Genomic DNA, 15,253 nt, shown 5'->3' with positions numbered 1-15,253 from the left:
CTAGGTAGCCTAGGATCGTCATCTTTCTCTGGCCTAATCCTGTCGCGAGTCGTTCTCCAAGGTAGTGTTATAGAATCCCCTGCGCCCCCCTTGAAGGTTAGGCGCAGATTCTGTACAACAATTGGCTTTGGTCCGGTATTGTAGAAGACGAGCGGTATCCGGATAAGCGTTTTACTGCGTGTTGCCACCGCAGCGAAAGAGTGAGGGCTATACGACTTGAGTGCCCCTTGGCGTGCGTTGAGCCACCAAAACGAGGCGATGGTGAAGAGGAGAGCGCACATGGCTACTACCACGGCAGGTGGGAGAGCTCCCGCACTGTTTGTGTTCGTCGCTGCTAGCACGCTCGGACGCCCCTCATTCTTGATCCACCCTGGTAGACGCAGCCAGCTCTCGCGTAGTTCCGGGCCGTCTGTGGGCCGTCCGAGACCGCTCAGTGCTGATCGGTGACCCGTAGCAACCAACACCCGCAGGCCAGCCATGTAGATCTGCGACACTACTACCACCATGCCCAAGCCCGGAGAACTAGTGTCGTGAGCCGTTGACGCTCGTATCCACCGGCCCAGGCCTCCGGATCAACCTCTGGCTGGCAACGGGGCGTGACGGTGCCAGGTCACGTACCGGTCCTCGCGGCGCAGCTCCGCGGCCCCCGACTCAATGCGCATGACCCCCGGACGGCGTTGGTCAGTTGCGGCTGTTAAGAACACCGCAGGTACGCCCCTCTGACAACTACCACCGAACGCGATATGTCCGATCCGCACCCCCAGGGCACAACAGCTCCGCGCAGGCTCAGCGACAACCAACGCCAGCAAACACCATTCGTCCTGGTCAGCGACGTAGCTTGACAAGCTACCCAGACCGCATGCGAAGAGGCGGCACCCCCGCACAGGGTGCCGCCCCCTCTGTGGCGCCGGAGCCGTCGTCGATCGGTGGTGAGGGTCGGGGACCGACGGCGGGTCCGGGGCTGGGAGGGGGTAGCGATCACCGCCACCCCCCGGGTAGGTCAGCGGTGGTCGCTGCCCCTCGACTCCGTGGCCGCGCGGCCCGCCTCAAGTCGGGCGACCGGGATGCGGAACGGGGAGCAGGAGACGTAATCCAGGCCGACCTCGTGGAAGAAGTGGACCGATTCCGGGTCGCCGCCGTGTTCGCCGCAGACGCCGAGTTTCAGGTCGGGGCGGGTCGAACGGCCTGCCGCGGCAGCCGACTTGACCAGGGAGCCCACTCCGTCCCTGTCGATCGTCTCGAACGGGCTGACGCCGAAGATGCCCTTCTCCAGGTACGCCGTGAAGAAGGATGCCTCCACGTCGTCCCGGCTGAAGCCCCACACCGTCTGGGTGAGGTCGTTCGTGCCGAAGGAGAAGAATTCGGCGGCCTCGGCGATCTGGCCGGCGGTCAGGGCGGCGCGCGGGAGTTCGATCATCGTGCCGATCGCCAGCTTCAGGCGCGTGCCCGTCGCCGCTTCGACCTCCGCGATGACCTGGTCGGCCTCCTCGCGGACGATCTCCAGCTCCTGGACGGTGCCGACCAGCGGGATCATGATCTCGGCGCGCGGGTCGCCCTTGGCCGCCTTGCGCTCGGCGGCGGCCTCCGCGATGGCGCGGACCTGCATCGTGAACAGGCCCGGGATGACCAGGCCCAGACGCACACCGCGCAGGCCCAGCATCGGGTTCTGCTCGTGGAGGCGGTGGACCGCCTGGAGGAGGCGGAGTTCGTTCTCGTGCGGCTCCTGCCGGGACTCGGCGAGGGCCACGCGGACCGACAGTTCGGTGATGTCGGGCAGGAACTCGTGCAGCGGCGGGTCGAGCAGTCGTACCGTCACCGGCAGGCCGTCCATCGCCTCGAACAGCTCGACGAAGTCCTGCTTCTGCAGCGGGAGCAGCTGCTTCAGCGACTCCTCGCGCTCCGCCTCCGTGTCGGCCAGGATCAGCCGCTCGACCAGCTCACGCCGGTCCCCGAGGAACATGTGCTCGGTGCGGCACAGCCCGATGCCCTGGGCGCCGAAGCGACGGGCGCGCAGTGCGTCCTCGGCGTTGTCGGCGTTGGCCCGTACCCGCAGCCGCCGCTTGCGGTCCGCGAAGGCCATCATCCGGTGCACGGCCTCGACCAGCTCGTCGGCGTCGTCGGCGCCCGGGTGCATCCGGCCCTCGAAGTACTCGACCACCGGCGAGGGAACCACCGGCACCTCACCGAGGTACACCTTGCCGGAGGAGCCGTCGATGGAGATGACGTCGCCCTCCTCCACCACATGCCCGCCGGGGACGATCATCCGGCGCCGCTTGGTGTCGACCTCCAGCTCCTCCGCGCCGCAGACACAGGTCTTGCCCATGCCGCGCGCGACCACGGCCGCGTGGGAGGTCTTGCCGCCGCGCGAGGTGAGGATGCCCTCGGCGGCGATCATGCCGTCCAGGTCGTCGGGGTTGGTCTCCCGGCGCACCAGGATGACCTTCTCGCCCGAGCGGGACCACTTCACCGCGGTGTACGAGTCGAAGACCGCCTTGCCGACCGCCGCGCCCGGCGAGGCCGCGATGCCCCGCCCGACCTGCTCGGCCTTGGCGTCCTCGTCGAAGCGGGGGAACATCAGCTGGGCGAGCTGGGCGCCGTTGACCCGCTGCAGCGCCTCGGTCTCGTCGATCAGGCCCTGGTCCACCAGCTGGGTCGCGATACGGAACGCCGCGCCCGCGGTCCGCTTGCCGACCCGGGTCTGGAGCATCCACAACTTGCCGCGCTCGATGGTGAACTCGATGTCGCAGAGGTCCAGGTAGTGGTTCTCCAGCGTCTCCATGATCTGCATGAGCTGGTCGTACGACGCCTTGTCGATGTTCTCCAGCTCCGCGAGCGAGACGGTGTTGCGGATGCCCGCGACCACGTCCTCGCCCTGGGCGTTCTGGAGGTAGTCGCCGTAGACGCCCTGCTGGCCCGAGGCGGGGTCGCGGGTGAAGGCGACGCCGGTGCCGGAGTCGGGGCCGAGGTTGCCGAAGACCATGGAGCACACGTTGACGGCGGTGCCGAGGTCGCCCGGGATGCGCTCCTGGCGGCGGTAGAGCTTGGCCCGGTCGCCGTTCCAGGACTCGAAGACGGCCTTGATCGCGAGGTCCATCTGCTCGCGCGGGTCCTGCGGGAAGTCCCGGCCCGCCTCCGCCTTGACGATCTCCTTGAAGGCGGTGACCAGCTTCTTCAGGTCGGCCGCGTCCAGCTCGGTGTCGACCTGGACGCCCTTGGCCTCCTTGGCCTGCTCCAGCGCCTCCTCGAAGAGGTCGCCGTCGACGCCGAGGACGGTCTTGCCGAACATCTGGATCAGACGGCGGTACGAGTCCCACGCGAAGCGCTCGTCGCCGGCCTGCTTGGACAGGCCCTTCACGGACTTGTCCGACAGGCCGATGTTCAGGACGGTATCCATCATGCCGGGCATGGAGAACTTGGCCCCGGAGCGGACGGAGACCAGCAGCGGGTCGTCGGCCTGGCCGAGCTTCTTGCCCATGCGCTGCTCCAGCGCGTCGAGGTGCGCACTCACCTCGTCACGCAGTGCCGCGGGCTCCTCCCCGCTGTCGAGGTAGACCTTGCACGCCTCGGTGGTGATGGTGAAGCCGGGAGGGACCGGCAGTCCGAGGTTGGTCATCTCGGCGAGGTTGGCGCCCTTGCCACCGAGCAGGTCCTTGAGGTCCTTGTTCCCCTCGGTGAAGTCGTAGACGAACTTCGCTACGTGAGGCTCTTTGTTTTCCGGCACGGGTCTCGACTCCTTGAGGCCGCGGTGGCTGCCCTGACGGCGAGGAACATACCCAGATCGAAGGCACCTGGGTACGTCCAGTAGTGCGTCATAAGCCTGTAACCAGCCGTCTGCCACAGGATCTAAAGCAAAGGCAGGGCAAGGGCACGGCCACACGTGTTTTCAACTCTTGAACGCACACCTCTGTTCAGGCGGGTCGCTCCGCTCATACGAGCGGGCTTCGGCGCGTTTGATTTCGATCATTGAACGGCCAAGGGGTGGCACCGAGTGCCACCCCTTGGAGAAGTGCACCCGCCGATGATCCGCTCATCTGAGCGCTCCCCTTATCAAGGGTGGCGAGAATCACGCTGCCACAGGCCCCGGATTTTCACCATGCGGACGGCGACGCGCGCCGGAAACACGGCCGACACGGGGGCGCTCCGCGCGGTGCGTGGGCGGAACGACGACCGGTGCGCCGCCGGGCGGGCCCGAATCCCCTTACGGAAACCTGGATGGTGCACAGCGCCTGTCCGACGGCGCTGGAGATGCCGCCGGACGGCGCGGCGGCACGGCTCGGCACCGCTGTTCCGTCCGCCGACGCGTCCTCGGCGTGGACCTCCCGGAGGCGGTGGGGCTCCGGCGCTGAGTAAGGCGGAACGGATCTCCCGGAAGCGGTGGCGGTCCGGCCCTGAGCGGATCGCGAGGTTTTCCCGGAAGGGACGCCGAGCCGTGGCCCGGGGAGCGGTGAGTTTCCCGAGGGAACTCCGGATCTGCTCCGCTCCGGGCGCATGGGGCCGGGATTGCCTAAGGGCAGCCGGGCTGCGCCGAGGGGGCGAAGGTCCCTGAGGGGCGCTGACTCCGGTCCGAGGAAGAGGCGCCTGGAAAGGAGTGTCGGCCCTGGCCGGGGACCAGCAGAGGCTCCGTGAGCCCAGCCGGTCCTGCTCAGGGGGGCGACCGCCGACAAACGCCGCCCCGCTCAAGAACCGGGCCCTCTCCCGGGGCCCCATTCCCTCTAAACCAGTGCCGCACCGCCGTCCACCGCGTCGTCCGCCCGCACCCGGGCCACCGCACGCGGGAGCGGCAGACCCACCGGGCCCGAGCCGCCGCCCGCCGCGCACCCGGGCGACGGTACGGGCGTCGTCGCTGGTGAGGGCCCCCTCACGAACGCCCCCGTCCGCGAGCGGGACACACCCCCTTCCTCGGGATCAGCCCCACGCCACCCCTCGCAAACCCTCCGCAAGCGCGCAACCCCACTCGTCCACGGGACGCGGCGGGGCGCGGCCCCGGAACCTCCGCCCCCGGCACACCCACGCCACCCTCCCCGCTCTGCGCGAAGCGCCACCGCCACCTCACACCCCCAGCGCCACCAACCGCTCCTCCACCCGCTCCGGCGCGTACAGATGCTCCACCACCAGCGCCCCCGCGCCGATCACCCCCGCCCGCTCCCCCAGACGGGCAGTCACCACGTCGAGGTGGGCCGTGGAGCGAGGCAGAGCCCGCTGGTAGAGGAGTTCCCGTACGCCGGTCACGAACGGCGTGCCCGCCAGGTCGCCCGCGATCATCAGGACGCCGGGGTTGAGGAGGGTGACGACCGTGGCCAGGACGTCTCCGACCTGGCGTCCGGCCTCGCGGGCCAGCGCCGCCGCCTGGGGGTCGCCCGCCGCGAGGAGTTCCCGTACGTCCGAGCCGGAGGCGGCCGGTACCCCCGCCTCCGCGAGCCGCCGGGCGACGGCGCCCCCGCTGGCGACGGCCGCGAGGCAGCCGTAGGACCCGCACCGGCACAGCGCGTCGGTGCCGACGCGGATGTGCCCGATGTCGCCCGCGCCGCCGTCGATGCCCCGGTAGAGCGCGCCGTCCACGACGACCCCGGCGCCGATGCCGGTGGACACCTTGACCAGCACGAACGCGGCGCAGTCGGGGTGTCCGGTGCGCTGCTCGCCGTAGGCCATGAGGTTGGCGTCGTTGTCCACGAGGACCGGGACGGCGGGGGCGCCGGTGTGTTCGGTGAAGGCGCGGGAGAGGCGGCCCCTTATGTCGTAGCCGTCCCAGCCGGTCATCATCGGGGGCTGGATCACGCGGCCGGTCTCGCTGTCCACGGGGCCTGGCACGCCGAGCCCGATGCCGCAGACCTCCTCGGGGCGGTGGTCCGCCTCGGTGAGCAACCGGGCGAACCAGCGGCCGAGTTCGGCGAGGACCGCCTCGGGTCCGTCCTCCACGACGAGGGTGCCGGAGTGCTCGGCCAGGATCTCGCCGGTCAGGGTGAGGACGGCGGCGCGGGCGTGCCGGGTGTCCAGGTCGGCGGCGAGGACGACGGCGTGGGAGCCGTCGAACTCCAGGGTGACGGCGGGGCGTCCGCCGAGCGGGGAGTCCACCGGGCCGCCCGCACCCTCGCGCAGCCAGCCCGCGCGGAAGAGCCGGTCCAGGCGCTGGCCGACGGTCGCGCGGGAGAGTCCGGTCATCTGCTGGAGGGCGCCGCGGGTGACCGCGCGCCCGCTGCGTACCAGTTCGAGCAGGTCCCCGGCGCTCGCCTGGGCCCCTCCCCTGGCCGTCCGTCCCGTCCTGCCGACCCGTCCGGTCATGCACACCCCCTTGTGTTCCTCAAGCTTGCATTACATATTGAGTTTTGCGTGTTAAATAGACGTAACCCTGCGGTAGACACAACCAAACCTGGCCGGCCGGACGTCTTCGGGGAGCCCCGAGTGGATCGCACTGCCCAGCTCACTGCCCGTGTCACGGAGCGCGAGATCGCATACGATCCGCCACCCACGGCGTCGCTGCACGTCAGGGCCGCTCGCGTATTGCACACGAACTGGACGGGCGCCTCGACGGTCCCCTCGCGGAGCCTGTATCCGCACCAGTGGTCCTGGGACTCGGCCTTCATCGCGATCGGGCTGCGCCATCTGTCGCCGCTGCGGGCCCAGACCGAGCTGGAGACGCTGCTGGCGGCGCAGTGGGCCGACGGGCGCGTGCCGCACATCGTCTTCCACCCCTCCGTGCCGCTCGACGCGTACTTCCCGAGCCCCGACTTCTGGCGCTCCTCGGCCGCCGGACGCGCCGCGGGCGCCCCGCGCACGGTACAGACGTCCGGCATCGTGCAGCCACCCGTGCACGCGCTGGCCGCGTGGCTGGTGCACCGGGCCGACCCGGGCCTGTCGCGGGCGCGCGGCTTCCTCGCCCGCCTCTATCCCCGGCTGGCCGCCTGGCACCGCTATCTGCTGCACCGGCGCGACCTCGGCGGGGGCGGACTGGTCTCGGTGGTGCACCCCTGGGAGCAGGGGATGGACAACAGCCCTTGCTGGGACGCCCCGTTGGCCCGCGTCCGTCCCGCCCCGGCCCGCTCCTTCCGCCGCGCGGACCTCGCCCACGGCTCGCCCGAGGACCGGCCGACGGATCTGGACTACGGGCGGTACGTGCGGCTCGCGGCCGACTACCGGGACGGTGAATACGCCGACGGGGGCGGGGAGTTCGCCGTGGAGGACCCGGCGTTCAACGCGCTGCTGATCGCCTCCGAGCACGCTCTCGCCGAGATCGCCCGGGAGCTGGGCGCCCCCGGCACCGCCCGCCACGCGCGCGCCGAGCGGCTGACGGAGGCCCTGGTGGAGCGGCTGTGGGACGCGTCGCGGGGCATGTTCCTCTGCCGGGACCTGCGCGGCGGCGGCCCGGTGCGCGAGCGGGGCGTGACGGGCCTGGTCCCGCTGCTGCTGCCGGGGCTGCCCCGCGAGGTGGCCGCGGCGCTCGTACGCACCCTGCGCGGCCCGCACTTCGGGCTCGGCACCACTACTCGACTCGTGCCCAGTTACGACCTGTTGGGCGAGGCGTTCGACCCGCACCGCTACTGGCGCGGCCCGGCCTGGTTCAACACCGCCTGGCTGATCGAGCGGGGGCTGCGGGCTTACGGAGAGCGGCAGTTGGCGGACGGGCTGCGCACCGCCTTTCTGCGTACGGCGGATTCCTCGGGCTTCGCGGAGTACGTCGACCCGCACACCGGCGCGGCCTGCGGGGCACCGGCGTTCGGCTGGACGGCGGCGCTCACCCTCGATCTGCTGCACGGGGAGCCGGGCGGCAACGGACGTAGAGACACAGGCGATTCGCACGACACGCTCCTGAGCCACAGCGGCGGCAGGACGGACGAGGGAGGGGACCGATGACGGAGCGGCATCATCTGTTCGTGCGCGGGGCGACGTTCGCCGCCGTGGGGGACGGGGGCGACATCGGCGGGGTGCGCGGCGGCGGCTCCCCGGACGGCGTGTTCGTGCGCGACGCCCGGCATCTCAGCCGCTGGCAGCTCACCGTGGACGGCGCGGTGCCCGAGGTGCTGACGCCGGTCGCGGACGGGGACACGGCGCGCTGTGTGCTGGTGCCGCGCGGGGGGCGTCAGGAGCCGCCGCCGTACACCCTGTGGCGCGAACAGGCCGTCGGGGACCGGGCGTTCGTGGAGTCGCTGAAGGTGACCAGCAATCTCGCGGTGACCGCCACGGTGCGGCTCGGGCTCACCGTGGACGCCGACTTCGCGGACCAGTTCGAGCTGCGCTCCGACCACCGTACGTACGCCAAGACCGGGGCCGTCCGCACCCGCCAAGTCCTGGACGACGGGATCGAGTTCGGCTACCGGCGCGGGGAGTGGCGCTCCTGTACGTCCGTCACCGCCGATCCCGCTCCGGAGGCGGTGGAGGAGACCGGGACGGGGGCGCGGCGGCTGGTGTGGACGCTCGAACTGCCGCCGTACGGCAGCGCGGAGCTGCTGGTGCGGGTGGTGGCCCGGCCGCACGGGGACCGGCGGGCGGTGCGGGTGCCGCGCTCGCCCTCGGCGGTGCGGGAACAACTCACCGGTCTCCAGGGGCGGTTCGTGGAGGGCGTGGCCTTCCCGACCGGCTGGCCCGAGCTGGCGGCGGCCTGTTCGCGGGGCCTGGACGACCTGGCCTCGCTCCAGGTTCCGGCGACCGGGCCGGACGGGGAGGAGCTGCGCGTACCGGCGGGCGGGGCGCCCTGGTTCCTCGCGCTGCTGGGCCGGGACGCCCTGCTGACAGCGCTGTTCGCGCTGCCGTACCGGCCGCAACTGGCCGCCGCCACGCTGCCCGCGCTCGCCGCCACCCAGGCCACCGGAACCGGCACCGGCCGCTCCCCGCTCGCCCAGCCCGGCAAGATCGTGCACGAGGTGCGCCATGGCGAGCTCGCCCACTTCGGGCAGGTGCCGTACGGGCGGTACTACGGCTCGGTCGACGCCACCCCGCTCTTCCTCGTCCTGCTCGGCGCGTACGTGGAGCGGACCGGGGACGCGGTGCTCGCCCGGCGTCTGGAGCCGCACGCCCGCGCGGCGATCGGCTGGATGCTGGACCACGGCGGGCTGACCTCGCGCGGCTATCTGGTCTACCGCGCCGACGAGGGCGGCCTCGCCAACCAGAACTGGAAGGACTCCCCCGGCGCGATCTGCTGCGCCGACGGCACCCGGCCGACCGGCGCGGTGATGGCGGCGGGGGCGCAGGGGTACGCCTACGACGCGCTGCGCCGCACGGCGTGGGTGGCGCGGACGGTGTGGGACGACGGGACGTACGCCGCGCTCCTGGAACAGGCGGCGGCCGACCTCCGTGACCGTTTCCAGCGGGACTTCTGGATGCGGGAACGGTCCTTCCCCGCGCTCGCGCTGGACGGTGAGGGGCGCCGGATAGACGCGCTGGCCTCCGACGCGGGGCATCTGCTGTGGTCGGGGCTGCTGGACAAGGAGTACGGGGAGGTGGTGGGCCGCCGCCTCCTTGAGCCGGACTTCTTCTCCGGCTGGGGCGTCCGCACGCTCGCCTCGGGCCAGGCGGCCTACCACCCGCTCTCCTACCACCGGGGCTCGGTCTGGCCGCACGACAACGCGCTCATCACCCTCGGCCTCGCCCGCTACGGCCTCCACGACGAGGCCCGCGCGGTCGCCCATGGGCTGGTGGACGCGGCGACGGCGGGCGGTCACCGGCTGCCCGAGGTCCTGGCGGGGTACGACCGCGACACGCATCCGGAGCCGGTACCGTACCCGCACGCCTGCGTACGGGAATCCCGCTCGGCGGCGGCTCCGCTCGCCCTGCTCACGGCGGTCGGAGGCGCGTGACATCAGCCTTGACCGGGCGTTTGCCCGGTATTTGCCGAGCGCCCTGAACGTGGGTCGGCGGCGGCCCGTACGGAAGGGCGGCGGGCCAGGCGGACCGGCCCGGAACCGGTCCGCCCAGCCTCCCCAGCGCGGCCCGCCCCCACTCCCCCGCCCCAGCCCGCGCACGGAAGGACCCCCGGGTTGCCTCACCAAAAGAACACGAGCCAGTCACCCAGCCCGGCGGGTGTCCCTGCGGGGGGCGTGGACGGGGGGTCGGGTCCGGCGAGGACGACCACCCCTGCGAGGGGCGCGAGCGCGAAGTCCGCCCCGGCGAAAACGGCCCCTGCCCCTGCGGGAGGAACGGACGCGGGGTCTGCCCCGGTACAGACGGCCACCGCCCCTGCGGGGGCAACGGACCGGGGATCGGGTCCGGCGAGGACTGCCACCTCCACGAAGGGCACGAGCGCCGCCGCCCCTGCGGGGGGCGTGGACGGGGGGTCTGCCTCTGCGACGTCCGCCTCGGCCGGTAGCGCGACGGCCACTTCCGTGGAGGACGTGGATTCCGTCCCGACGGGGTCCGTTACGGCAGCGAGCGGAGGCGTGACGGCCGCTCTCGCGGAGGACGCGGACTCCGCCCGGGGCAGCGTCGCCGAGGCGAGTCCGGCGACGGGCGCCAACCGGAAGCCGCGCAGGAAGGCGAACGGGGCCCCTCCCAACGGGGGCAGCACGAAGGCCCAACCGGCGCCCCCCGCCGGGGACTCGGGCGTGGATTCCGCTCTGGACAGCGCCGCCGAGGCGACCCCGGCCAAGAACACGAGCGGCGCCTCCCCTTCCGGGGGCGGCCCGAAGGCCGAAGTGGCCAGCCCTGCGGGAGACGCGGATGCCACTCGGAGCGGTAGCGCCGGAGCGGCCACCGTGCCTCGTGCGAACGGAGAGTCGCGCCGGTCGGCGAGTGGCGGTGGCTCCCCCGCCGGGGTCGGCAGGACAGCCGAAGCGGCCGTCCCCACGCGAGGTGTGGACAGCGCCGAGGGCGGAAGTGCGGACGCGTCCGAGGGCTCGGGTGACGCCTCGGGAGGCATGAAGGGCACCGCTGCCACGGGCACCCCTGCGAAGCGCCCCGACGCGGCCCCGGACAGCAACGCGAGCGCTGCGGCGGCGGTCCAGGACCCGACCGACGCGGAAACCACCGCCGCCGAGGGGCACATCGACAAGACCCCGGCCACCGGTGACACCCCGAAGGAGGGGAAGGCCGCTGCTGTCGCGGACGCCGCAGCCCCCGACCAGGTCGGCTCTGAAGACGCACCCCCGGACAGGGACGCGGGCGCCCGCCCGGCGGTGGCCGTCCAGGACGCGACACAGTCGACCAACGACGCCCCGACACCAGACAGCGCCCCGGCCCCCGACAAGTCCCCCTCCTGGGCCGCCCGTTGGCGGGCGAACAACCCGGGCCCCGCCCGAGGAATCTCGCTCGCGCTCACCGCAATCGCCGCAGTCCTCGTCGTCATGGCGCTCGTGATGCCCAGCAGCATCGTGGGGATCGGGCCCGCCAAGTTTCTCCGGCTCCCGGGGGAGGCGATCGTCGGCGCGGCGGTGATGCTGGCGTTGCCGCGGCGGCCCAGGGTGGTTCTCGCGGCGGTCTCCGGTGTCGTGCTGGCCGCGCTGACGGTGTTGAACTGGCTGGACATGGGGTTCCATCAGTATCTGGGCCGGAACTTCAACATGGTCCTCGACTGGACGCTGCTCGGGGACGCGCAGTCGTATCTGGAGGACTCGCTCGGCCGGACGGCGACGCTCGCGGCGACGGCGGGACTGGTCGTCGCCGTGGTGGTGATGTTCGTCGTGCTGGCCCTCTCCGTCGTACGGCTGAGCAATGTCGTGGCGAGGCACCAAGGCACCGCCACCCGCGCCACGTTGATCGCCGGTGTCGCCTGGATCACCTGTTCCTCCCTGGGGTTGGAGCTCGCGGGAGTACCACTCGCGTCGGACACGACCGCCGTGGTGATGCGGAGCCAGACCGAGCGGGTGAGTGAAACCCTCAAGGACGAGGCGGAGTTCGGGAAGGTCGCGAAGGTGGACGCCTTCGGCGACACGCCCCCCGCCCAGCTCGTGCCCGACCTCCGCGGCAAGGACATGCTCTTCACGTTCATCGAGAGCTACGGCCGCAGCGCGATCGAGGACCCGATCATGGCGCCCGGTGTGGACAAGACCCTGGACGAGCGCACCAAGGCGCTGGCGAGGGCCGGTTACCACGCCAAGAGCGGCTGGCTGACCTCCGCGACGTACGGCGGCAGCAGCTGGCTCGGCCACTCCACCACCCTGTCAGGGCTGTGGATCAGCAATCAGCAGCGCTACCGCACGGTGATGGCCAGCGACCACCTCAGCCTCACCAAGGTGTTCAAGAAGACCGGCGACTGGGACACCGTCGGCGTGATGCCGGGCGTGCAGAAGGCGTGGCCGGAGCAGAGCTTCTACGGTCTCGACAAGGTCTACAACGCCTTCGAACTCGGCTACAAGGGCCCGAAGTTCAGCTGGTCCACGATGCCCGACCAGTACGCCCTGGAGCAGTTCCAGAAGCGCGTCCACGGCAAGAAGCGCACCGACGGCAAGTCCCTGATGTCCGAGGTCATCCTGACCTCAAGTCACCAGCCGTGGGCCCCGATCCCGAAGATGGTCGGCTGGGACCAGCTGGGCGACGGCTCCCTCTTCAAGGGCATCGAGGCCGCGGGCAACAAGTCGGCCGACGTCATCGCGGACACCACCAAGTCCCGTGAGGAGTACGGCAAGTCGATCCAGTACTCGGTCACCGCGCTCACCGAGTGGCTGACCCGCTACGGCAGCAAGGACACCGTGCTGGTCTTCCTCGGCGACCACCAGCCCATCGCCCGCGTCAGCGGCAACCACGCCAGCCGTGACGTGCCGATCTCCATCGTCGCCAAGGACCCGAAGGTCCTGGACAAGGTCGCGGACTGGGGCTGGTCGGACGGTCTGCGCCCGGCGCACGACGCCCCGGTGTGGAAGATGAACGCCTTCCGCGACCGCTTCCTGACGGCGTACGGCTCCACCCCGCACCCGAAGAAGGGCTGAACGGGCAGCAGGACAAGCGGAGTTCGGGCCGGTCCCCTCGGGGGTCCGGCCCGAACCGCCGTCCGCTCAGTCGCGGAACTCGGTGGGCTTGGTGCCGGGAGGCGCGACGCCCGGTTCGAGCCGGACCACGATCCCCTTGGAGGTCGGCTGCCTGCTGATGTCCGCGAGGCTGTTCAGCGGGACCAGCGGCTGCACCTCCGGGTAGTAGGCCGCCGCGCACCCCCGGGTGGTGGGGTACGGAATGACCTCGTAGCCGTCGACCCGGCGCTCCACATCGTCGTCCCAGACGCCGATGATGTTCACGAACTACCCCTTGGTCAGACTGAGTTCGGCCATGTCGTCCGGGTTCACCATGATGATGTTCCGGCGCCCGTGGATGCCGCGATAGCGGTCGTTGTCGGTGTACGGGATGGTGTTCCACTGGTCGTGCGAGCGCATGCTCTGCAGCACCAGATGGCCGGGCGGCGCCGTGGACATGTCCCAGTCGTCGCAGGTGAACATGGCCTTGCCGGTGGCCGTGGCGTAGACGCCCTCGTTGAAGTTGTCGAGCGCCTCGCGGACGGCCTGGCGCACGCGGTTGGCCGTGCCGGGCAGCCGGTCCAGCAGGCCGCGCGGTTCGAGGTGCAGCTGTACCTCGATCACCGCCCGGTCCGGGCCCGCCGCGCGGAAGTACACCTCGCCCCAGTGCCGGGGATGCCGCTCGGCGTCGCGCCAGGCGATCAGCGAGTCCGGCCGCTGTTCGACGATCTCGGCCATGTACTCCCTGGGCAGCGGCCCGACCCGCACCTTCCAGCGCGTCATCGCGGGCCCCACCTGATCCACCCGCAGCACGGGGTTCATCATCCGGGGAAAGCTCTTGAACTGCGTCCACTGGTCGTACGCCGTACGCACCGGCACCTCGACCTCGACGGACTGCTCGACGACGCTCATGGTCCACCCGCTTCCAGACACGGTTGTCCCAAGTCTTGCGGGGTCGCCGAGGGGTCGCCACAGCGGAAATGCCCTCCCCGGCAGGGAATTTGCGAGCTTTTCCGGCACGGAGCGTGGCATCGGAGCCCCGGCGCCGCGATGTGCCGCGGACGGGGCTCGCAGATGCGAGGCGAGAAGGATTCTCGGAGAACGCGGCGGGCCGGACACCAACACGGCGGGCCGGACGACGCGAGAAGGGCCGAGCCCCCGAGCGGCTCGGCCCTTCTCGCGTACCCGGCGGCGCTCAGCCGCCGGAAGTGTCCAGCTCCGCGTCCTCGCCGACGCCCGCGCAGTCGTACGGGTCCTTCAGCCAGCCGTCCGGCAGGACCACCCGGTTGTTGCCGGACGTGCGCCCGCGCGGGCCGTCGGCGCCGGTGGGCCAGGGCTGGTCGAGGTCCAGCTCGTCCAGCCCGGCGCGCAGCGCCTCCAGCGACGAGGTGATCGCGAGCTTCTTGCGCATCTCGGAGCCGACCGCGAAGCCCTTGAGGTACCAGGCGACGTGCTTGCGGAAGTCGACGACACCCTTGGCCTCGTCACCCAGCCACTCCCCGAGCAGGGTCGCGTGCCGGACCATGACGTCGGCCACCTCCTTCAGGCTCGGCCGCGCCAGCTCGTCCGTACGGCCCTCGAAGGCGGCCACCAGGTCCGCGAACAGCCACGGCCGCCCGAGGCAGCCGCGTCCGACGACCACGCCGTCGCACCCGGTCTCGCGGACCATGCGCAGCGCGTCCTCGGCGGACCAGATGTCGCCGTTGCCGAGCACCGGGATCTCCGGGACGTGCTCCTTGAGCCGGGCGATGGCCTCCCAGTCGGCGGTGCCGCCGTAGTGCTGGGCGGTGGTACGGCCGTGCAGCGCGATCGCGGTGACGCCCTCCTCGACGGCGATGCGGCCCGCGTCGAGGTAGGTGATGTGGTCGTCGTCGATGCCCTTGCGCATCTTCATGGTGACCGGCAGGTCACCGGCGCCGGAGACGGCCTCGCGCAGGATGGCGCGCAGCAGGTTCCGCTTGTACGGCAGCGCGGAGCCGCCGCCCTTGCGGGTCACCTTGGGGACCGGGCAGCCGAAGTTCAGGTCGATGTGGTCGGCCAGTCCCTCCTCCGCGATCATGCGGACGGCCTTGCCGACGGTGGCCGGGTCGACGCCGTACAGCTGGATCGAGCGCGGCTTCTCGGTCGCGTCGAACCGGATGAGCTGCATGGTCTTCTCGTTGCGCTCGACCAGCGCCCGGGTGGTGATCATCTCGCTGACGAACAGGCCCTTGCCCCCGCTGGCCGCATCCTTTGAGTCGCCTCCGGCGAAGGACCGGCACAGGGTGCGGAAGGGCGCGTTGGTGATCCCCGCCATGGGTGCGAGCACGACGGGCGGCGCCACGGCGTGCGGGCCGATGGAGAGGGGCTGGTTCATCAGGGGCTCCGGGTCGGATGGGGGGCGT

6 protein-coding genes and 2 pseudogenes are annotated in these 15,253 nt (G+C 71.4%); 3 read left to right on the top strand and 5 right to left on the bottom strand.

The features are described 5' to 3' along the window. Positions 1-1,000: 1,000 nt before the first annotated feature. Together ppdK and B079_RS0107990 are read right to left on the bottom strand one after the other, a co-directional pair. Positions 1,001-3,721 carry a pyruvate, phosphate dikinase gene (gene ppdK, locus B079_RS0108000; protein ID WP_018545259.1) on the bottom strand — a complete coding sequence of 907 codons (2,721 nt, stop codon included), beginning with the start codon at positions 3,719-3,721 and terminating at the stop codon, positions 1,001-1,003. Between the two features lie 1,328 nt (positions 3,722-5,049). Continuing rightward, complete coding sequence (locus B079_RS0107990) at positions 5,050-6,279, bottom strand: ROK family protein (protein ID WP_018545257.1); 1,230 nt, start codon at positions 6,277-6,279, stop codon at positions 5,050-5,052. 120 nt (positions 6,280-6,399) lie between these two features. Between B079_RS0107990 and B079_RS31530 the strand changes: the two genes are divergently transcribed. The 3 genes from B079_RS31530 to B079_RS0107970 all read left to right on the top strand — a co-directional run bounded on the left by B079_RS31530 (position 6,400) and on the right by B079_RS0107970 (position 12,851). Continuing rightward, complete coding sequence (locus tag B079_RS31530) at positions 6,400-7,848, top strand: amylo-alpha-1,6-glucosidase (protein ID WP_051095014.1); 1,449 nt, start codon at positions 6,400-6,402, stop codon at positions 7,846-7,848. Beyond that, the gene (locus B079_RS0107980; protein WP_018545255.1) at positions 7,845-9,788 is read left to right on the top strand and encodes a glycogen debranching N-terminal domain-containing protein; all 1,944 of its coding nucleotides are present in this window, start codon (positions 7,845-7,847) and stop codon (positions 9,786-9,788) included. The genes B079_RS31530 and B079_RS0107980 overlap by 4 nt, the downstream gene beginning before the upstream one ends. Before the next feature lie 1,056 nt (positions 9,789-10,844). Continuing rightward, the gene (locus tag B079_RS0107970; protein ID WP_234016765.1) at positions 10,845-12,851 is read left to right on the top strand and encodes a CDP-alcohol phosphatidyltransferase; all 2,007 of its coding nucleotides are present in this window, start codon (positions 10,845-10,847) and stop codon (positions 12,849-12,851) included. Between the two features lie 66 nt (positions 12,852-12,917). Here B079_RS0107970 and B079_RS34875 read toward each other — a convergent pair. From B079_RS34875 to dusB, 3 genes and pseudogenes are all read right to left on the bottom strand, one after another. Then, positions 12,918-13,388: pseudogene (locus B079_RS34875) on the bottom strand (molybdopterin dinucleotide binding domain-containing protein); the annotation flags it as partial. Between the two features lie 12 nt (positions 13,389-13,400). Beyond that, a pseudogene (locus B079_RS35760) lies at positions 13,401-13,781 on the bottom strand (SRPBCC family protein); the annotation flags it as partial. A 283-nt stretch (positions 13,782-14,064) separates the two neighbouring features. Continuing rightward, positions 14,065-15,225: a tRNA dihydrouridine synthase DusB gene (dusB, locus tag B079_RS0107955; RefSeq protein ID WP_018545251.1), complete on the bottom strand. Its 1,161-nt coding sequence runs from the start codon at positions 15,223-15,225 to the stop codon at positions 14,065-14,067. Positions 15,226-15,253: the final 28 nt, after the last annotated feature.

Origin of the sequence: Streptomyces sp. LaPpAH-108 (assembly GCF_000373625.1) — a bacterium.
Taxonomy (GTDB): Bacteria; Actinomycetota; Actinomycetes; order Streptomycetales; family Streptomycetaceae; genus Streptomyces.
The sequence above is the reverse complement of the archived record's forward strand: the minus strand, read 5'-3'. Positions and strand labels throughout refer to the sequence as shown.